Source organism: Virgibacillus salinus, from assembly GCF_900102415.1.
GTDB classification, from domain to species: Bacteria; Bacillota; Bacilli; order Bacillales; family Amphibacillaceae; genus Lentibacillus; species Lentibacillus subterraneus.
Genome location: NZ_FNKD01000002.1, coordinates 159,285 through 178,212 on the forward strand (window position 1 = coordinate 159,285; position 18,928 = coordinate 178,212).

Here is an 18,928-nt window from a genome sequence, read left to right on the forward strand (position 1 = left end):
TTATATTGATGAACGTGAAATTTAAAAGGAATATTAGATTTTGGAGGGAATTTTTATGTCAGCAAAATGGGAAAAACAGGAAGGTAATCAAGGAGTACTAACAATAGAAGTAAGTCCAGAGGAATTTGATCGTGGTTTGGATCAAGCATTCAAAAAAGTTGTAAAAGATGTACAAATTCCAGGATTCCGTAAAGGTAAAGTACCGCGTAAAATATTTGAAAATCGCTTCGGAGTAGAATCATTATATCAGGATGCGGTTGATATTATTTTACCAGATGCTTATATGAAAGCTGTTGAAGAGACTGGTATTGAACCAATCGAACAACCTGAAGTTGATATCGAAGAAATTGAACAAGGAAAAGAACTTATTTTCACTGCAAAAGTTACAGTTAAGCCAGAAGCAACTTTAGGTGAATATAAAGGCCTGGAAGTTGAAGAACAATCAGTTGACGTTACAGATGAAGATGTAAATCATGAAATTGAACATCAGCGTGAACATCAAGCAGAACTTATTATCAAAGAAGAAGGTACAGTAGAAGAAGGCGACACGGTAGTTATGGACTTTGAAGGTTTCTTGGATGGAGAAGCATTTGAAGGTGGAAAAGGTGAAGATCATTCATTGGAAATCGGATCAGGACAGTTCATCCCTGGATTTGAGGAACAATTAGTTGGTAAAAAATCAGGTGAAGAAACAGAAATTGAAATAACATTCCCTGAAGATTATCATGCAGAACAATTAGCTGGTCAAAAAGCTGTATTTAAAGTAAAAATTCATGACGTTAAAACAAAAGAATTACCAGAACTTGATGATGAATTTGCAAAAGATGTTGACGAAGAAGTAGAAACATTAGAAGAGCTAAAAACAAAGAAAAAAGAAGAGTTGGAAGCACAAAAGAAACAAGATGCTGACAATCAGATGCGTGAATCACTAATTGAACAAGCTTCAGATAACACAGAGGTAGAGATTCCAGAATCAATGGTAAATACTGAACTTGACCGTATGCTCAAAGAGTTTGAACAACGTTTGCAACAGCAAGGTATGACAATGGATATGTATTTCCAATTTTCCGGACAGGATGAGGATGCATTGAAAGAACAAATGAAAGAAGATGCTCAAAAACGTGTGAAAACTAACTTAACATTAGAAGCTATTTTCAATGCGGAAAACCTTGAAGTAACGGATGAAGATGTGGATGCTGAGCTTACTAATATGGCTTCTATGTATGGAGCTGAAGTTGAGCAATTGAAGCAAATGTTAGGCGGAAACGCTGACGCTATTAAAGAGGATCTGAAGTTCAGAAAGGCTCTTGATTTCTTAGTTGAAAATAGTAAAACTGTATAATCACTTTGCTTATGACTAAAATGAAAATGATTATTTAGCAGATAAGATATTAAAATTACTTTCTTACTGCATAAATACAAACAAGGTTGGCGATTTGCCAAGTTTTCTAAACAAGGTGCGAATAATTCGCACCTTGTTTTAACTTTGCGATAAACACAATTTGTATCTAACGCATTGCTACGAAAAAAGTATATTTTTTATTTTTTGAAAGTCGATAAATTTTGTTATCTATCGTATTTGACTAACATACGATAAATAAGGACTGGATAATATGGTTATTATTAATTATCGATTTTAGCTAACTATGAAACATAGAGCATAAGTAGTATCATTTGACTTTTTTATAAAATTCTCCATAATAAAATGATAAATAAAGAAGAGGTTATTGTTTTGTTTTCTTATTTTGATTTGATATGATGACAGTGAAAGTTAAATTATATAAAGATGAAGTTTGAGACGAAGATTTAAACTTTTAGGAGTGAAAATGCAATGTTTAAATTTAATGAAGAAAAAGGACAATTAAAATGTTCGTTTTGTGGGAAAGGTCAAGATCAAGTTCGCAAGCTCGTTGCCGGACCTGGTGTTTATATATGTGATGAATGTATAGAACTTTGCACAGAAATAGTTGAGGAAGAACTTGGTACGGAAGAAGAAACCGAGTTTAAGGAAGTACCTAAACCAAAGGAAATTTGTGAAATTCTCAATGATTATGTTATCGGGCAGGAAAAAGCAAAAAAGAATTTATCTGTAGCGGTATATAACCATTACAAACGAATTAACACACCTAAAAATTCAGATGACGTAGAACTTGCAAAAAGTAATATCGCTATGCTTGGTCCAACAGGAAGTGGTAAAACATTGCTTGCACAGACATTGGCAAGAATTTTAAATGTTCCATTTGCTATGGCTGATGCAACATCATTAACTGAAGCTGGTTATGTTGGTGAAGATGTTGAAAATATCTTATTGAAACTCATCCAATCTGCTGATTATGATGTAGAAAAGGCTGAGAAAGGTATTATTTACATCGATGAAATTGATAAAGTTGCACGTAAATCAGAGAACCCGTCAATTACTCGTGACGTGTCTGGTGAAGGTGTGCAACAGGCACTATTAAAGATTCTTGAGGGAACTGTTGCAAGTGTTCCACCACAAGGCGGACGGAAACATCCTCATCAGGAATTCATTCAAATTGACACAACTAATGTATTATTTATAGTTGGTGGAGCTTTTGATGGGATTGATCAAATAATTAAACGTCGACTTGGTAAGACAGTTATTGGATTTGGTTCAAACGAAGAACAACAAGATCTTGAAATGGGTGAACTTCTACAAAAAGTATTGCCAGAAGACCTGTTACGTTATGGTCTTATACCAGAGTTCATCGGAAGAATTCCGGTTGTAGGAAGTCTTGAACCATTAGATGAAGATGCGTTAGTTGAAATTTTAACAAAACCTAAAAACGCACTGGTAAAACAATATGTTAAGCTATTCCAGATAGATGATGTTGAACTTGAGTTTGAAGAGGAAGCTCTAGTTGAAATAGCCAAAAGGGCGATAGAGCGGAAAACTGGAGCAAGAGGTTTACGTTCCATCATTGAGAGTATTATGCTGGACGTAATGTTTGAACTACCATCACGCGAGGACATTGAGAAGTGTATTATTACGAAAGATACTGTTCTCCAGGAAAATGGTCATCCAAAGCTAGTACTTGTTGATGGAACTGTAAAAGAAGGAAATGAAAAGCTTCCTAAAGAAAGTGCATAAACCATTTGGTAATTAAATAATATGAGACTGACTTGGCTTATGATTTCCTTCAATAATCATTTATTGAGGTTCGAACATTAGCCCAATGTCAGTCTCTTTCTTGTTAGATTTCGTGTTTAGTATTTCAACATCAGGTAATACTAATCACAGTTATCTTTCCGGGGATTTTTCGTTTACAAATGGGAAAGTTTTCTATAAACTTTAAACAATAAATAAACAAAAGTACATAATTATTTCAGTACATATTACGGAGGTACATACTATGACAAAAGATACAATTCAGCTTCCCCTCCTGCCATTACGCGGATTGCTCGTTTTCCCATCAATGGTATTACATTTAGATGTCGGACGTGATAAATCCGTTACAGCATTAGAAAAGGCAATGATGGGTGATCAAACCATCTTTTTAGCTGCTCAGAAAAAGGTGAGTTTAGATGATCCAGAGCCAAAAGACATATATAGAATTGGAACAATAGCAAAAGTAAATCAAATGTTGAAACTACCGAACGGAACAATGCGTGTGCTAGTAGAGGGGCTTCGTCGCGGAGAAATTATTCAATTTAACGAGGAAAGCGAAGAATTTAATGTTGAAATCAAAGAGATTGAGGAACAACATGATGAGAAGAACGAAGAAGAAGCTCTTATGCGTTCATTATTAGGGCAATTTGAACAATACATAAAAGTCTCACAAAAAATTACAAAAGAAACCTTAGAAACGGTTTCAGATATTGATGAACCAAGCAGGTTCGCAGACATTATTACGTCACATTTATCCTTAAAAATTAAAGATAAACAGGAGTTACTTGAAACAGTAAATGTAAAAGAACGATTACAGCAATTAATAAAATTAATTACAAATGAAAAAAAAGTACTTGATTTAGAAAAGAAAATCGGACAGCGTGTTAAAACATCCATGGAAAAAACGCAAAAGGAATATTATTTGCGTGAACAAATGAAGGCGATACAGAAGGAACTTGGTGAAAAAGATGGTAAGTCTGGTGAGGTAGGAAAGTTAAGAGAAAAGGTTGAGGAATCGGACATGCCTGAACGCATCGTTGAAGTTGCTATGAAGGAACTGGATCGTTTCGAAAAAGTACCACAGAGTTCTGCCGAAAGTTCAGTTATCCGAAATTATGTTGAATGGCTTATAGCCTTACCATGGACGGAAAAAACCAAAGATACAATTGAGATTGATAATGCACATAAAATATTAGATAGAGATCATTATGGATTGGAAAAGGTAAAAGAACGAATTCTTGAATATTTAGCCGTACAAAAACTAACTCAGTCTATCAAAGGGCCAATTCTTTGTCTTGTAGGTCCACCAGGGGTGGGGAAAACTTCATTAGCTAAATCCATTGCACGTTCGATAAATCGAAATTTTGTTCGTGCTTCATTAGGTGGCATTAGAGATGATGCTGAAATACGTGGCCATCGACGTACCTATATTGGTGCTATGCCAGGAAGAATAATTCAGGGAATGAAAAAAGCTAAAACAGTCAATCCTGTATTTTTATTAGATGAAATTGATAAAATGTCCAATGATTTTCGTGGAGACCCATCTGCAGCAATGCTGGAAGTGTTAGACCCAGAACAAAATAGTAATTTCAGTGATCATTTTATTGAAGAAACATACGACTTATCGAATGTTCTTTTTGTTGCGACTGCCAACTATGTTAACAACATCCCGGGTCCATTATTGGATCGTATGGAGCTTATTTCTATTTCTGGATATACTGAAGTTGAAAAGTTACATATTGCTAAAGAACACTTATTATCAAAGCAACTTAAGGAAAACGGTCTGACAAAAAATAATTTGCAAATACGGGATGATGCCTTATTGAAACTAATCCGTACATATACACGAGAAGCAGGTGTAAGAGGATTGGAACGTCAACTGGCAACTCTATGCCGAAAAGCAGCAAAAATTATTATTTCTAAAGAGAAAAAACGAGTAGTCGTAACGGAGAAAAGTATTGAGGAATTACTTGGAAAACCTGTTTTCCGTTATGGTGTAATGGAACAGGAAAATCAGGTTGGAGCTGCTACAGGGCTTGCATATACAGCAGCTGGTGGGGATACTCTGTCAATTGAGGTTTCTCATTACCCAGGTAAGGGAAAACTTACACTTACAGGCAAACTAGGAGATGTTATGCAGGAATCAGCACAAGCTGCCTTTAGTTATATTCGATCACGTGCGAAAGAACTAAGTATTAATCCTGATTTTTATGAAACATATGATATTCATATTCATGTTCCTGAAGGTGCGACACCAAAAGATGGTCCTTCTGCTGGTATTACAATGGCAACAGCCCTTGTTTCCGCATTGACAGGTCGAGCAGTTAAAAAAGAAGTTGGGATGACCGGAGAAATCACTTTGCGTGGTCGCGTTTTACCAATAGGTGGTTTAAAGGAAAAATCCTTAAGTGCGCATAGAGCAGGGATAACAACTATTATTATTCCTGAAGATAACGAAAAGGATATAGAGGATATTCCAGAAAGTGTACGGAGTGGTCTTACATTTATTAAGGTAAACCATCTAGATCAAGTATTAAAACATGCACTTGTGGAGGAGAAAAATGAAAGTAAGTAATGCAGAAATTGTAATTAGTGCAGTTAGTCAAAAACAATATCCAGGCGATCAGCTTCCTGAAGTTGCACTTGCTGGTCGCTCAAATGTTGGAAAGTCATCATTTATCAATAAGCTTATCCATCGTAAAAATTTAGCCCGTACTTCATCAAAACCAGGAAAAACACAAACATTGAACTTCTATAAAATAAATGAAGCATTCTATTTTGTAGATGTACCTGGGTATGGTTATGCTAAAGTCTCCAAAAAGGAAAGAAAAAAATGGGGAAGTATGATGGAAGAGTATTTTGAAACAAGGGATACCCTAAAGGCTGTATTACTAATTACAGACATTCGTCACGAACCAACTAAGGACGACGTGCAGATGTACGCTTTTTTAAAGCATTTTGATCTACCAGTAATTGTGATTGCCACAAAACTGGACAAAGTACCTAAAGGAAAACATGCTAAACATTTAAAGCGCACAAAAGAAACGTTACAAGTGGACCCAGAAGATACTGTGATTCCTTTCTCTACAGAAACTGGTCAAGGAAAAGATGAATCGTGGAGTGCCATAAGAAGCTATATTAACAATTGATTTATTAAACTGCAGTATTAAAAAACTCTTTCCTCCAGTGAGTAGGAAGAGTTTTTTTGGTAGTTACGAAAGTATAACTACTTTCTTACTGCGTAAGTGTAACAAGGCCATCGACATTAAGGCTTGGTGATAAGCAAGTTTTCTAAAGCTTATATTTTCAGAAAATTTGAAAGAATGTAAGAGTATTTAAAAGGATTATACCGTATACATAAGTATTAAAGAGATATAATTCCTATAGTATTTTAAATGTTAATATTGTTGAATATATGGAGCTTTTTGCCATTCGTTCAATTATCACAATGTTGATATAATTTATCTATCAGTATGCTTCTAATATTGATATGGGTTGATTAGTGTGAATAAAAATAGAGATGGAAGGATGTATAGTCAATGAAAAAACTGAAAATTACAGTATTTTTCGCTTTACTATTTATGCTCCTAGCCGCATGTGGTGGAGGGGATGATGGAGCTAATGGTGGTGATTCTTCTTCGGGTGAAGGTAGTGGATATAATTTGATTGAAGAAGGAAAACTTAATTTCGCTTCATCAGGTGAATTTAAACCTTTTAGTTATATGGAAGGTGGAGAGATGACCGGATATGATGTTGCAGTTGCTAATGCAATTGCTGAAAAATTAGGATTAGAAGCGGTCCCAAACAAATCAAAATTTGCTGGTATTGTCACAGGTGTTAAACAAGGACGTCACGATATTGCAGTTGCAAGTCATACGATTACTGAAGACCGATTGAAAGAAATCGATTTTTCAGAAGCTTATTATTACTCAGGTCCAGTAATTTATACTAGACCTGATAGTGATATACAGTCAGCTGATGATCTTGATGGAAAGGAAATTTCCGTTTCCAGAGGCTCAACTTACGTTGAAATGGCACAGGAATATACTGATAATATTCCACAAGTTGATAGTGATGTTGTAGCTCTTCAATCATTAGCTAAAGGACATCACGACGCTGTAATAACTGATGCAATTACGGGAAGTACAGCAATTGAAAATGGATTAGAAATAGAGGAAAAGGAACAATTAGGTGTAAGTGAGCAAGCGGTAGGCGTTGCAAAAGAAAATGATAAATTACTTGAAGATATCAATAAAGCATTAAAGGAATTGAAAGAGAGCGGAAAACTTGCAGAATTATCTAAAGAGTATATTGGAGCTGATATTACACAGGAACCAGAGAGTTTAAGTGAATAATAGAATGCAAATGTGCGCATAATCTTGCGCACATTTGTGCCTTACAAAGGAGTTGAATTTCTTGTCAGCAATTACCCATTTCTTTGAAGTTTTTACAGGTAGTTATGATTTATTTTTAAAGGGGCTTTGGCTAACATTTGAATTATCAGCAGCTTCATTACTTATTGCATTTGTGATTGGTTTATTTTTTGCAATACTTAAAATTTCAAACATAAAGATTCTACAATGGATAGCTGATGCGTATATTTGGGTTGTTCGGGGGACACCACTTATTGTACAAATCTTCGTTCTTTATTATGGTCTGGCAGAAATATTCCTGATTCCAATGTTTTGGGCTGGTGCAGCAGGACTTGCTTTTCATAGTGGTGCATATATTGCTGAAATTATCCGTGGTGCTATACAATCCATAGACAAAGGACAAAGGGAAGCTGGACGAACGCTTGGAATGACTAGTGGTCTGACAATGCGAAGAATCATATTACCTCAGGCTTTTCGTCGGGCTGTACCATCACTTGGTAATCAATTTATTATTGGTATAAAAGATTCCTCACTCGTCTCATTTATTGGTATGCAGGAATTATTTGGGGTTGCCAGTACGATGGGGTCGAACAACTTTGATTATCTTCCGTACTATCTAACCGTAGCAATATATTATTTATTCATTGTACTGATTCTAACATTGCTGGTGAATATGCTAGAGAAAAAACTGGCTCAAAGTGATTAAGCAGGAGGAGTAATATGAGTGAAAAACAAGAAATGATTAGAGTTGAAAAGTTAAATAAATCTTTCGGAGAATTACAAGTTTTAAAGGATATAGATTTAACTGTTAAAGAAAGTGATGTTGTAGTACTAATTGGTGCAAGTGGATCAGGGAAAAGTACACTGTTACGCTGTCTAAACTTTTTAGAAATGAAAAACAGTGGAATAATAACAATTGAAGGAGAGCAAATAGAAGAGAGTACACATGATTTGAACAAAGTGCGTGAACGGGTTGGTATGGTGTTTCAGCATTTCAATCTTTTCCCTCACAAGACAGTAATTGGAAATGTTATTGAGGCTCCGACTCAAGTGAAAGGAATGAAAAAGGAGCAAGCCATAAAAGAAGGAAAAGAGATGTTGGATAAAGTTGGATTAGGGGACAAATACAATGTATACCCGTCAACACTATCAGGTGGTCAGAAACAGCGTGTTGCAATAGCACGAGCATTGGCAATGAGACCAGACGTTATGCTGTTTGATGAACCAACATCAGCACTCGATCCAGAATTAGTTGGTGAAGTGTTATCGACAATTAAGGAGCTTGCTGATGAAGGAATGACTATGGTCGTTGTTACACACGAGATGGGTTTTGCGCGTGAAGTTGGTGATTGGGTGTTCTATATGCATGATGGTAAGATTGTAGAATACGGTCCACCAAATGAATTATTTGATAACCCGAAAGAAGAACGGACACAAGCATTTCTGAGTTCAATTTTATAAGTAACGAAAAAATAATCTTCCACAAAAAGGAGGATTATTTTTTCTTTTTCAGCCAATAAATACCTATGCCAATTAGTATTACTGGCCAGAACTTCTCAAGAAATGCTGTAACATCATATATCCAATTAAATGTTGGTGGTAATTTTACAGAAAACATAAAGAGAATTGACGTACCAGTAAATATTAGACCGGTTAGGAAGCCTTTTTTAGTTCTAAGGGATCGAATTATAAAAGCTATCCCAACAATCATTGGGTATACAGCCCAATGATCTATCCAGAACGCGTAGTGTTCTATTCCGTGAAAGTGGATACCCAGACCCAATACAATTGTTCCGCTGAATAAGTGCTGATAATCTTTAGATGTGTAACTATGTATAAGTAATGCGAGCCCAATTATAATAAGAAATGTTGGCCATGAGTAAAAATCAGTTATAATGGGAATTCTAAGTTCTCTTAGCAAAAAGTAAACTCCTATTCCAATTAATATATATGCTACAAACGAATTTTGTCGTTTCATTGTAGAACACCTCTTCCAGGATACGATTAAATATGCAAAATTCTTGCTTCTAATGTACTCGTATGATAGAGTACACACGAGTTATATAACAATATACGAATATCCTAACATATAGTTTCAAATTCTGTTCACATTTATCAAAAATGTGAAGAATTACCTATGTTATAATTGTAATAATTGAGAAATGTTTTAAGCTCTTGGGGGTAGTTATCGTGCACATACTTAAAGTTGGATTTAATTACAAATCAACCCCTGTCGAAACTAGGGAAAGATTAACCTTTTCTGAAGATAATATCGATCAGGCCATGCTTCTTTTAAAAGAGCAAAAAAGTATTTTGGAAAATGTAATTGTTTCCACTTGTAATCGTACCGAAATTTATGCGGTTGTTGATCAGCTTCATACAGGACGTTACTATATCAAACAATTCCTTGCTGATTGGTTTCAAATAGATAAGGAAGAATTTTCTTCTTACTTGCGGATATCAGAAAGTGATGGAGCAATAGAGCATCTATTACGTGTTTCTGCAGGACTTGATTCCATGGTTTTAGGCGAGACACAAATACTCGGGCAGGTTAAACAAGCGTTCTCAACTGCTCAGAATATGCATACTACTGGAACCGTATTTAATGAATTATTTAAACAGGTAATTACGTTTGCGAAACGGGCCCATAAGGATACAGCGATAGGACAGTATGCTGTGTCTGTTAGCTATGCAGCTGTTGAATTGGCCAAGAAAATATTTGGTGATTTAGAACAGAAGCATGTAGTTATCTTAGGTGCCGGAAAAATGGGTGAACTAGCTGCCAAAAACCTTCACGGATCTGGTGCAACAAAGATTACTGTAGTAAATCGAACCTATGAAAAAGCTGAAGCATTAGCTGAAAAGTTTCAGGCCAAGGCAGCACATACAGACCATTTACATGACCTTATTAATGATGCTGATATTTTAATCAGTTCAACAGGCTCAGATTCTGTTGTATTAACAAAAGAAGTTATTGAACCAATCCAGAAGAAACGTAAAGGCAGACCACTATTTCTAGTGGATATTGCCGTTCCAAGAGATTTAGATCCTGGAATTGGTGAATTAAATAGTGTGTTCTTATATGATATAGATGATTTACAGGGGATAGTTGATAAAAACTTAGCTGCTAGAGAAAAAGCCGCAGAGAGTATAGAAATTATGCTTGAATCTGAAATCGTTGCTTTCAAAGAGTGGTTGCAAACACTAGGCGTTGTTCCAGTAATTTCTGCGCTTCGTCAAAAGGCGTTGTCCATTCAAGCAGAAACAATGAAAAGTATTGAACGGAAAATGCCCGACTTAACCGCACGGGAGAGAAAGGTGCTTAATAAGCATACAAAGAGTATTATTAATCAGCTCCTGAAGGAACCTGTAACACAAGCAAAAGAATTGGCGGCTGATAAAAACAGAGACGAGTCTTTGGAACTTTTTGTAAATATATTTGGGATTGAAGAGGAAGTTCAAAAGGAACTATCGAAACAAACAAAAAAAAATGAAAGTTCAACAAAAATAAAACAAAATGAAGAAGTATCCTTTCCTGTTTTAGAAAGAACGTCACCACAGTAAGATGAAAGGATTTCCAATATGTTCGAAATGAAATGGCTTTATGAAATTATCCTTATTATTTACGGACTTAGTTTAATTGGGTACTTTATTGATTTTATACAACATAACCGGAGGGCAAACAGAATAGCCTTCTGGTTACTTAGTATGGTTTGGATTATTCAAACCGCTTTTTTATTCAATCAAGTTTTTATCGAAAAAAGTTTTCCAGTGTTCACATTGTATGATGGATTATACTTTTATGCATGGGTTCTCGTTTCTTTTTCACTAATCATAAATAAACTTTTTCAAATTCATTTTATTTTATTCTTCACCAATTTATTAGGTTTCTTTATATTACTGTTATACATTTCAACAAGGGCGCAGGAACATATGCAAGGTAGAGGAATTCAGCTCGTAAATGAAATACTGATTACACATGTAACACTTGCTATAGTCTCCTATGGGTTTTTTACCATCTCTTTTCTCTTTTCTATAATGTATATCACGCAGTATCGGTTTTTAAAAGAAAAGAAAGGATTGCGATGGATGTGGAGATTTGGGGATTTAAATCGGCTGGATTCTTATTCTTTTAAAGCAGTAACACTAGGAGTTCCATTATTAACAATTGCGATTATTCTTGGTGTTGTGTGGGCATATGTATCGAATGCCGAATTTTATTGGTTTGATTTGAAAACGATTGGTTCCATACTGGTTTTAGTTGTTTATGTCATTTATTTAGTGTTGCGTCTTGTAAAAGGATATCAAGGAAAAGCTATATCAATTTATAACACAGCAGCATTTCTGATTTTATTAATTAATTTCTTTTTGTTTAACATATTATCGAATTTTCATTTCTAATCGTAATATATTTAGGAGGGCGTTTAAATGCGAAAAATTGTTGTTGGGTCTAGGAAAAGTAATCTAGCATTAACCCAAACTGAATGGGTGATAGACCAATTAAAAAAAGCTGGGATCAAAAATGAATTTGAGGTAAAGAAGATTGTAACAAAAGGTGATCGAATACTTGATGTAACATTGTCAAAAGTCGGTGGAAAAGGTCTTTTTGTTAAAGAAATTGAACAAGCTATGTATGATAAAGAAATTGACCTGGCTGTACATAGCATGAAAGATATGCCTTCACAGATGCCTGAAGGACTTACAATTACTTCTGTGCCAGAAAGAGAAGACCATCGTGATGCCTATATTGCAAAAGACAATGTAGCATTAAATGATCTACCCGAAGGTGCTATTGTAGGAACGAGCAGTTTACGCAGATCTGCACAAGTTCTTGCCGAACGGCCAGACGTTGAAGTTAAATGGATTCGCGGAAATATTGAAACAAGAATTCGTAAATTGGATGAAGAAGATTATGATGCTATTATTCTTGCAGTTTCAGGACTAAAACGTGTTGGTTTAAGTGAAGAACTTATCACAGAATATTTAGAGCCTGAAGTTTGTGTACCTGCAGTTGGACAAGGTGCTTTAGCAATTGAATGCCGTGAAGATGATGATGAACTAAGAGAATTATTAGATAAAATTAATGATGAATATACAACAAAAACGGTTACTGCTGAAAGAACATTTCTGCATCTACTTGAAGGTGGCTGTCAAATTCCAATCGGAGGTTATGCTTATCTACAAGGAGATGAAATGGTCTTAACTGCATTGGTCGGAACACCTGACGGCAAAACAATTTTGAAAGAGGTTGTTCGTGGAACAGATCCTGTAGCAGTTGGCAAAGAAGCAGCCGAAAAACTGATAAACCAAGGTGCAAAGGAGATTGTCGATCAAGTAAAAGAGGAGCTTGACGACTAATGTCAATACCTTTACATGAAAAAAGAATTTTAATTACCCGTGAGGAAAATCAAGCAAAGGAATTTTCCGAAAAAGTTATACAGCATGGCGGAAAACCAATTGAAATACCTCTTTTGAAAATTTCATGTAAGGATATACCTGAAAATAAGCAACAGCTACAAAACATACATCACTATAAATGGATTTTTTTCACTAGTTCTAACGGTGTAGCCTGCTTTTTTCAACTTGCTAATCAATATAAATGGATGAGTAATGTATTCGACAAGATTAAATTTGCGACCGTTGGCCATAAGACTGCACAAACTTTGGAAGCATACGGATGCAAGTCAGATTTTATTCCTTCAATCTATAATGCTGATGCGATGGCAACTGAGTTTACTGCGAGATATACTGTAATAGATGAGCCTCTGCTTATTGTCCGGGGAAACAAATCCAGAGAAGTTCTGCCTGATTGGTTTACAAAACATAAAATCCGTTTTGACACTATAGAAGTATATGAAACAACGTATAACTTTCGTGTGAAAGACGAGTTAAATCAATTGTTAAATCAGAATAAACTGGATTTCATAACATTTACTAGTCCCTCTGCAGTAGAAGCTTTTAGTGAAATGAAAGACGGTCAAATACGTAAGAATCAAGTATTTGTTTGCATAGGAACCACTACCAAAAAACGTGCATTGGAATTAGGAATAACAAACACTTTAACACCTGAGCAATTCACGATTGATGGAATGCTCGAGCAAATCATTGACTATATAGCTAGGAAGGGGTAGATTTTGATGGTAAAAGCTTTGAATTTCAAACGACATCGTCGGTTACGTTCTTCATCCGCAATGCGATCATTGGTAAGTGAAAATCATCTGAGAATGGATGACTTTATTTATCCGCTTTTTATTGTTGAAGGAGAAAATATTAAAAATGAAGTATCCTCCATGCCAGGTGTGTTTCAGATTTCGCTAGATTTTGTAAAAGATGAGATGGAAGAATTACGTTCCCTTGGGATAAAGGCTGTTATGATGTTTGGTGTACCGAATGAAAAAGACGAACAGGGCACGGGGGCATTTATTGAAACTGGGATCGTACAGGAGGCAACTCGACGCATAAAAAAGGAAGTTCCGGAAATGCTGGTAGTTGCTGACACATGCTTGTGTGAATACACATCTCACGGACATTGTGGTGTCATCCATAACCAGGATGTTGATAATGATGAATCACTAAAACTTTTAGCTAAAACAGCTGTATCACAGGCAGAAGCAGGTGCTGATATAATAGCCCCATCCAACATGATGGATGGCTTTGTTATTGTTATCCGCCAGGCACTTGATGAGGCTGGATACACAAATATTCCTATTATGTCTTATGCAGTTAAATATTCATCTGCCTTTTATGGTCCGTTCCGTGATGCTGCTGATAGTACACCACAATTTGGAGATCGTAAATCTTATCAGATGGATCCGGCAAATCGACTTGAAGCATTACGTGAAGCAGAGTCAGATGTAGAAGAAGGTGCAGATTTCCTAATTGTTAAACCAGCATTATCATACTTGGATATTGTTCGCGATGTTAAAAATACTGTTAACACACCGGTTGTTGCCTATAATGTGAGTGGTGAGTATGCAATGGTTAAAGCAGCAGCTAAGAATGGCTGGGTTGATGAAAGAGAATTGGTACTTGAAAAGATGACTGCAATGAAACGTGCAGGAGCAGATTTGATTATATCCTATTTTGCGAAAGACGTAGCAAAATGGCTTAATGAATAAAATTTTAAAGTTGAGGTGATTAATTGTGGTTAACTTTGATAATTCGGTAGATGCATATAAAGAAGCAGTGGATCTAATGCCAGGTGGAGTAAATTCACCTGTTCGAGCATTCAAATCAGTTGGTATGTCACCGATATTTATGGAACAAGGAAAAGGTTCTAAAATAACGGATATCGATCAAAACGAGTATATTGATTATGTGTTAAGCTGGGGTCCGTTAATTTTGGGACATGCTGATGATCGGGTGGTTTCCAAATTAAAAGAGATCACAGAAAAAGGCACAAGTTTTGGTGCACCAACTATAATAGAGAACAAACTTGCACAATTGGTAATTGACCGTGTACCGTCAATTGAAATGGTACGTATGGTGAATTCAGGCACAGAAGCTACTATGAGTGCTTTGCGTATTGCAAGAGGATATACAGGTCGGGATAAAATCCTGAAATTTGAAGGGAATTATCATGGTCATGGTGATTCACTCCTAATCAAAGCCGGATCTGGTGTTGCTACACTTGGCTTGCCAGATAGTCCTGGTGTACCTGAATCGATTGCTCAAAATACAATTACAGTGCCTTATAATGATGTAGAAAGTGTGCGCTATGCATTTGAAACATTTGGTGATGAGATTGCCGCTGTTATCGTTGAGCCAGTTTCGGGTAATATGGGTGTTGTACCACCACAAGCTAGCTTTTTGCAGGAATTGAGAAGAGTAACTGACGAAAATGGCTCTGTACTCATATTTGATGAGGTTATGACAGGTTTCCGTGTCGGATACAATTGTGCACAAGGTTACTTTGGGGTCACACCTGATATGACTTGCTTGGGTAAAGTAATTGGCGGAGGACTTCCTGTTGGGGCATATGGTGGTAAACGTGAAATTATGGAAAGCGTAGCACCTACAGGGTCTATTTATCAAGCTGGCACATTATCAGGTAACCCACTTGCTATGACAGCTGGTTATGAGACACTAAGTGCTTTAGATAAATCATCCTATGATGAAATAAATGAAAAAGTGGACAAATTGGTCGAAGGTTATAAACAAGCTTCAATCGATTTTAAGATCCCACTTCAGATTAATCGCGCTGGATCAATGGTTGGCTTTTTCTTTACGTACGAACCAGTATTTAATTATGAAACAGCTCAAAATTCCAATCTTGATTATTTTGCACAATATTACCGGGCAATGATTGAAGAAGGAATCTTTTTGCCACCATCACAGTTTGAAGGATTGTTTCTATCGACTGCCCATACAGATGAAGATATCGATAAGACATTACAAGCTGTACGCAACGCTTTCTCAAAGATTGAAAAGTAAAAAGATCAACAGCACAAGCTCCTGTCTATCGATGCAAGGATTGCGCTGCACATCACTGGTGGGTCGACGTTTCCGCGCAAAGTGGCGGTTTCGTCGATTTTCTTTTTTCTGCGCGAAGTGTATTTCCGGAGCGGCATAATAGCACTCAAACTTTTTAAAAAGTATTTCGCAGTTTATATCTAATCAAAAAAATAAATCCGGACTAATTCGAATTCTATTTCAAGAATTTTGAATTATAGTTCGGATTTTACTTTGACTTAAACGCTTTTGTCCCGACCTCTTTTTTTAGCACTTAATAAATACTTTCTTATTGCATAAGTAACTTAAGCTTGCACTCCAAAGTGTAAGAGGGTTCTAAGAATGAAATTTACCCTTTATTAAAATCCTCCTTTTTCGATAAGGCAAGTTTTCTAATAGGTATAAGCATATCCTCTGTTTATATTTCATATAGTTGAAATAAGACATATAAGCATATGGAATATATGTTGAAGGGAGGAAGTCATTTGTCAAATAATCGGGAAGTATTCAGCTTTGATTTAAATGAATCGCTTTATTTTGAAGAAGGACAGGAAGTTGCAGAAATGCTGGGAATTTCATTGGACCCGGAAATTTCTATCCAGCCATTTAACGATTTTATTTCGATTCGAGGAGTAATTGAACTTCAAGGTTCATATCAAAAGGAAGTATTTTCAAACGTAGAGGCTGAAGATACATTAGATTTTGATGATTACCATTCTAGACGTTATGTTGAGAAAGTGGTAGAACTGGATAACGGCCAGTCAGAGTTTACTCACCGTTTCCCAGTTGAAATTTCTGTTCCAACATATCGTGTTGCAGACTTAAACGATGTGACGGTGAACATTGAATCCTTTGATTATGAAATACCAAATCAGAGTCAACTTAAATTAAGCTCAAGAATTGAAATACATGGGATTAGCGATCAAACCGAGGTTGCACCTGGAAAAGTAATAGAAACTGGTAATGAATTTTTACCACCACGGGAAGAGGAAACGTTTGAGTTTGATATTAAAGCAGAAAATGAAGCTTCTGAACCAGATAGCCAGTTTACACCGGAGAATGCGCCTACGTTATCCCCGGAAGTAGAAGAGAGTGTATCACCAGAAAAAGAACGCTGGAAAAGCAAGAAGTCACAGTCACTTGCTGAATTTTTCAAGAAGGAACCGGTAGAAAGTTCACCTGAAGATGAAAGTTCACAGGAATCCTCAACATTAAACTATACTGAATCTGATTATATGGAAGAAAGCTATGAAAGTCGATCAAGTGAAACCAAAGATGTTAGCTATTTAGCAGATATGTTCAGAAGCGATGATGATGATCGATATGCTAAGATGCGGTTGTGTATTGTACAGAATACAGACACGGTAGAATCAATTGCTAAACGTTATCAGATACCAGCACTTCAATTAGTGAAACAAAATAATCTAAGTGATGATAGTCTTGAAGAAGGTCAATTATTGTACATTCCTTTTAAGAAAAATTAACAGCTAATACCCCTTGCTTCGTTAAGTAAGGGGTATATATTTGAAAGGGTGGTGAAATGTAGTGTGAAAGAAGTAATTCATAAAATAGCCGAAAAATACGGGATCCATCCATATAAAATTGAACAGATATCGAAAAGGCTATTTCGTATCAGTGATGGAAAGCATTATTATGCGTTAAAGCAAAGCAATCTTACTGAAAGTAATTTGGAGGTATGGGAATATGTTTATCACCAAGCATATACACAAAACATCCAAAGTATATTGCCTGTCTATTTAACAAAGCAATCAAAATTATATGAAGTAAATAATCAATCGTTTTATTATTTAACACCTTGGTTATCATCTTATAAACTTGATCATCAGCAATTAATTAAAAATTTATATAATGCAATTGGGGAAATACATGTTAAGACAAAGCGAACACAATTTATTCAGACCGACACATTAATCAGCAAATTCACCGATTACCAGAAGTACGTCGCGGAACTATATAAAAGAGAGTTGTACTTTGTTGAGTTGTTTGAAAAATATAAATTTATGTCACCATTTGAATTATTAGTTTGTACGCATTTTCGGATTATGGACAACGTTCTCACGGTGTTAAATAATTGCATTGACTTATTTATAAGTCAAATGCAGAATGATAAAGAGTGGAATTATAGCCTATGTCATGGGAATTTAAACCTAGAGCATATACTTCATCACAATGATACGTATATACTAAATTGGGAAAAAGCAAATTATGATAATGCTATTGTGGATTTGTCGATTTTACTAAAACAACTTGTGCGCAACTATGACCAATCGTCGTCACAATTAACTGATTCATTTTCAGCATATACCAACAACAATATACTGAAAAAAAGCGAACTGTATTTACTCGCGATTTATTTATTGAATCCATACCCTTACATAAAGAAAATTCAAGATTATATTGACAATCCATCGAACGATACGATGATTAATCAAGTAAAGGAGCTGCAGTATACTTCCCGCCAGCTGTCGTTTGGCTTGAAATGGTTCGAGTTTGTGGAAAAGGAAACATCAGTTAAAGATAATAATAAAGAAATTTAAATCCATTCCAGATAGAATGCGATAAATATTCCAACTAATATGCCAAGTAGAAATACGTCAAATGAAGTTGGAAATAACATTGTCCGGATTAATTGAAATATTAGAATCGGTAAAGTTACTCGTTCAATAACAATAATGCTGTTTCTCGCCCATGGGGGCAGTTTGTATCGGTAATATCTCGCCACTCTTATCACCTCATATGTGTTTTTTTAATATAATATGTATATATAGTGTTGTTTTGTGCAATTCATATAATAATAGTTGATTTTATTTTCAGTAACCGATAAAATGAATAATAATATGTAAATGTGATGATAGGGAAGAGTACGAGATAATTACCTAATAGAGAGGGAATGTATGGTGAAAAATTCCCAGGAATATTATTTTGGAAGGTCGCCCTTGATGCAGCTTCTTTGAAA

The 18,928-nt window shown here is 35.6% G+C and carries 17 protein-coding genes and 1 other annotated feature (1 of these 18 running past the window's edge); of the genes, 15 read left to right on the forward strand and 2 right to left on the reverse strand.

Features of this window, described 5'->3' with window-relative positions; all coding sequences use genetic code 11:
- The first annotated feature begins 55 nt into the window (after positions 1-55).
- The 7 genes from tig to BLS02_RS07605 all read left to right on the forward strand — a co-directional run bounded on the left by tig (position 56) and on the right by BLS02_RS07605 (position 8,961).
- A complete protein-coding gene (gene tig, locus BLS02_RS07575) occupies positions 56-1,342 on the forward strand; it encodes a trigger factor (protein ID WP_092492405.1) in 1,287 nt (428 codons plus the stop codon).
- Between the two features lie 489 nt (positions 1,343-1,831).
- Positions 1,832-3,109, forward strand: coding sequence for an ATP-dependent protease ATP-binding subunit ClpX (gene clpX / locus BLS02_RS07580; RefSeq protein ID WP_092492406.1), 1,278 nt, complete (start codon positions 1,832-1,834; stop codon positions 3,107-3,109).
- 262 nt (positions 3,110-3,371) lie between these two features.
- On the forward strand, positions 3,372-5,702 hold the full coding sequence (gene lon, locus BLS02_RS07585) for an endopeptidase La (protein WP_092492407.1): 2,331 nt from the start codon (positions 3,372-3,374) through the stop codon (positions 5,700-5,702).
- Complete coding sequence (gene yihA, locus BLS02_RS07590; protein ID WP_092492408.1) at positions 5,689-6,276, forward strand: ribosome biogenesis GTP-binding protein YihA/YsxC; 588 nt, start codon at positions 5,689-5,691, stop codon at positions 6,274-6,276. Before lon ends, yihA begins: the two co-directional genes overlap by 14 nt.
- Before the next feature lie 390 nt (positions 6,277-6,666).
- Positions 6,667-7,482: a transporter substrate-binding domain-containing protein gene (locus BLS02_RS07595; protein WP_092492409.1), complete on the forward strand. Its 816-nt coding sequence runs from the start codon at positions 6,667-6,669 to the stop codon at positions 7,480-7,482.
- Between the two features lie 61 nt (positions 7,483-7,543).
- The gene (locus tag BLS02_RS07600) at positions 7,544-8,206 is read left to right on the forward strand and encodes an amino acid ABC transporter permease (protein WP_092492410.1); all 663 of its coding nucleotides are present in this window, start codon (positions 7,544-7,546) and stop codon (positions 8,204-8,206) included.
- A 14-nt stretch (positions 8,207-8,220) separates the two neighbouring features.
- Positions 8,221-8,961 carry an amino acid ABC transporter ATP-binding protein gene (locus BLS02_RS07605; protein WP_092492411.1) on the forward strand — a complete coding sequence of 247 codons (741 nt, stop codon included), beginning with the start codon at positions 8,221-8,223 and terminating at the stop codon, positions 8,959-8,961.
- A 34-nt stretch (positions 8,962-8,995) separates the two neighbouring features.
- On the opposite strand, the gene BLS02_RS07610 is transcribed toward BLS02_RS07605, so the two are convergent.
- Positions 8,996-9,478: a LiaI-LiaF-like domain-containing protein gene (locus BLS02_RS07610; RefSeq protein WP_092492412.1), complete on the reverse strand. Its 483-nt coding sequence runs from the start codon at positions 9,476-9,478 to the stop codon at positions 8,996-8,998.
- A gap of 212 nt (positions 9,479-9,690) precedes the next feature.
- On the opposite strand from BLS02_RS07610, the gene hemA reads away from it, so the two are divergent.
- The 8 genes from hemA (at position 9,691) to BLS02_RS07650 (ending at position 18,509) form a co-directional block, all read left to right on the forward strand.
- Positions 9,691-11,064 (forward strand): glutamyl-tRNA reductase, encoded by a 1,374-nt coding sequence (gene hemA / locus BLS02_RS07615; RefSeq protein WP_092492413.1) that lies wholly within the window; start codon positions 9,691-9,693, stop codon positions 11,062-11,064.
- Positions 11,065-11,082: 18 nt separating this feature from the next.
- Positions 11,083-11,901 (forward strand): cytochrome C assembly family protein, encoded by an 819-nt coding sequence (locus tag BLS02_RS07620; protein ID WP_092492414.1) that lies wholly within the window; start codon positions 11,083-11,085, stop codon positions 11,899-11,901.
- Positions 11,902-11,928: 27 nt separating this feature from the next.
- Positions 11,929-12,858, forward strand: a complete 930-nt coding sequence (gene hemC, locus BLS02_RS07625; protein ID WP_092492415.1) for a hydroxymethylbilane synthase — start codon at positions 11,929-11,931, stop codon at positions 12,856-12,858.
- Positions 12,858-13,631, forward strand: a complete 774-nt coding sequence (locus BLS02_RS07630) for a uroporphyrinogen-III synthase (protein WP_092492416.1) — start codon at positions 12,858-12,860, stop codon at positions 13,629-13,631. The genes hemC and BLS02_RS07630 overlap by 1 nt, the downstream gene beginning before the upstream one ends.
- A gap of 6 nt (positions 13,632-13,637) precedes the next feature.
- Positions 13,638-14,618, forward strand: coding sequence for a porphobilinogen synthase (gene hemB, locus BLS02_RS07635; protein WP_092492417.1), 981 nt, complete (start codon positions 13,638-13,640; stop codon positions 14,616-14,618).
- A 25-nt stretch (positions 14,619-14,643) separates the two neighbouring features.
- On the forward strand, positions 14,644-15,933 hold the full coding sequence (gene hemL / locus BLS02_RS07640) for a glutamate-1-semialdehyde 2,1-aminomutase (protein ID WP_092492418.1): 1,290 nt from the start codon (positions 14,644-14,646) through the stop codon (positions 15,931-15,933).
- A 503-nt stretch (positions 15,934-16,436) separates the two neighbouring features.
- The gene (locus tag BLS02_RS07645) at positions 16,437-17,435 is read left to right on the forward strand and encodes a LysM peptidoglycan-binding domain-containing protein (protein ID WP_092492419.1); all 999 of its coding nucleotides are present in this window, start codon (positions 16,437-16,439) and stop codon (positions 17,433-17,435) included.
- Between the two features lie 63 nt (positions 17,436-17,498).
- On the forward strand, positions 17,499-18,509 hold the full coding sequence (locus tag BLS02_RS07650; protein ID WP_092492420.1) for a protein kinase family protein: 1,011 nt from the start codon (positions 17,499-17,501) through the stop codon (positions 18,507-18,509).
- Here the strand turns inward: BLS02_RS07650 and BLS02_RS07655 are convergent.
- Positions 18,506-18,694: a hypothetical protein gene (locus BLS02_RS07655; RefSeq protein ID WP_092492421.1), complete on the reverse strand. Its 189-nt coding sequence runs from the start codon at positions 18,692-18,694 to the stop codon at positions 18,506-18,508. The genes BLS02_RS07650 and BLS02_RS07655 overlap by 4 nt on opposite strands.
- A 117-nt stretch (positions 18,695-18,811) precedes the next feature.
- Positions 18,812-18,928 (forward strand) — a binding site (T-box leader); it runs 112 nt beyond the window's last position.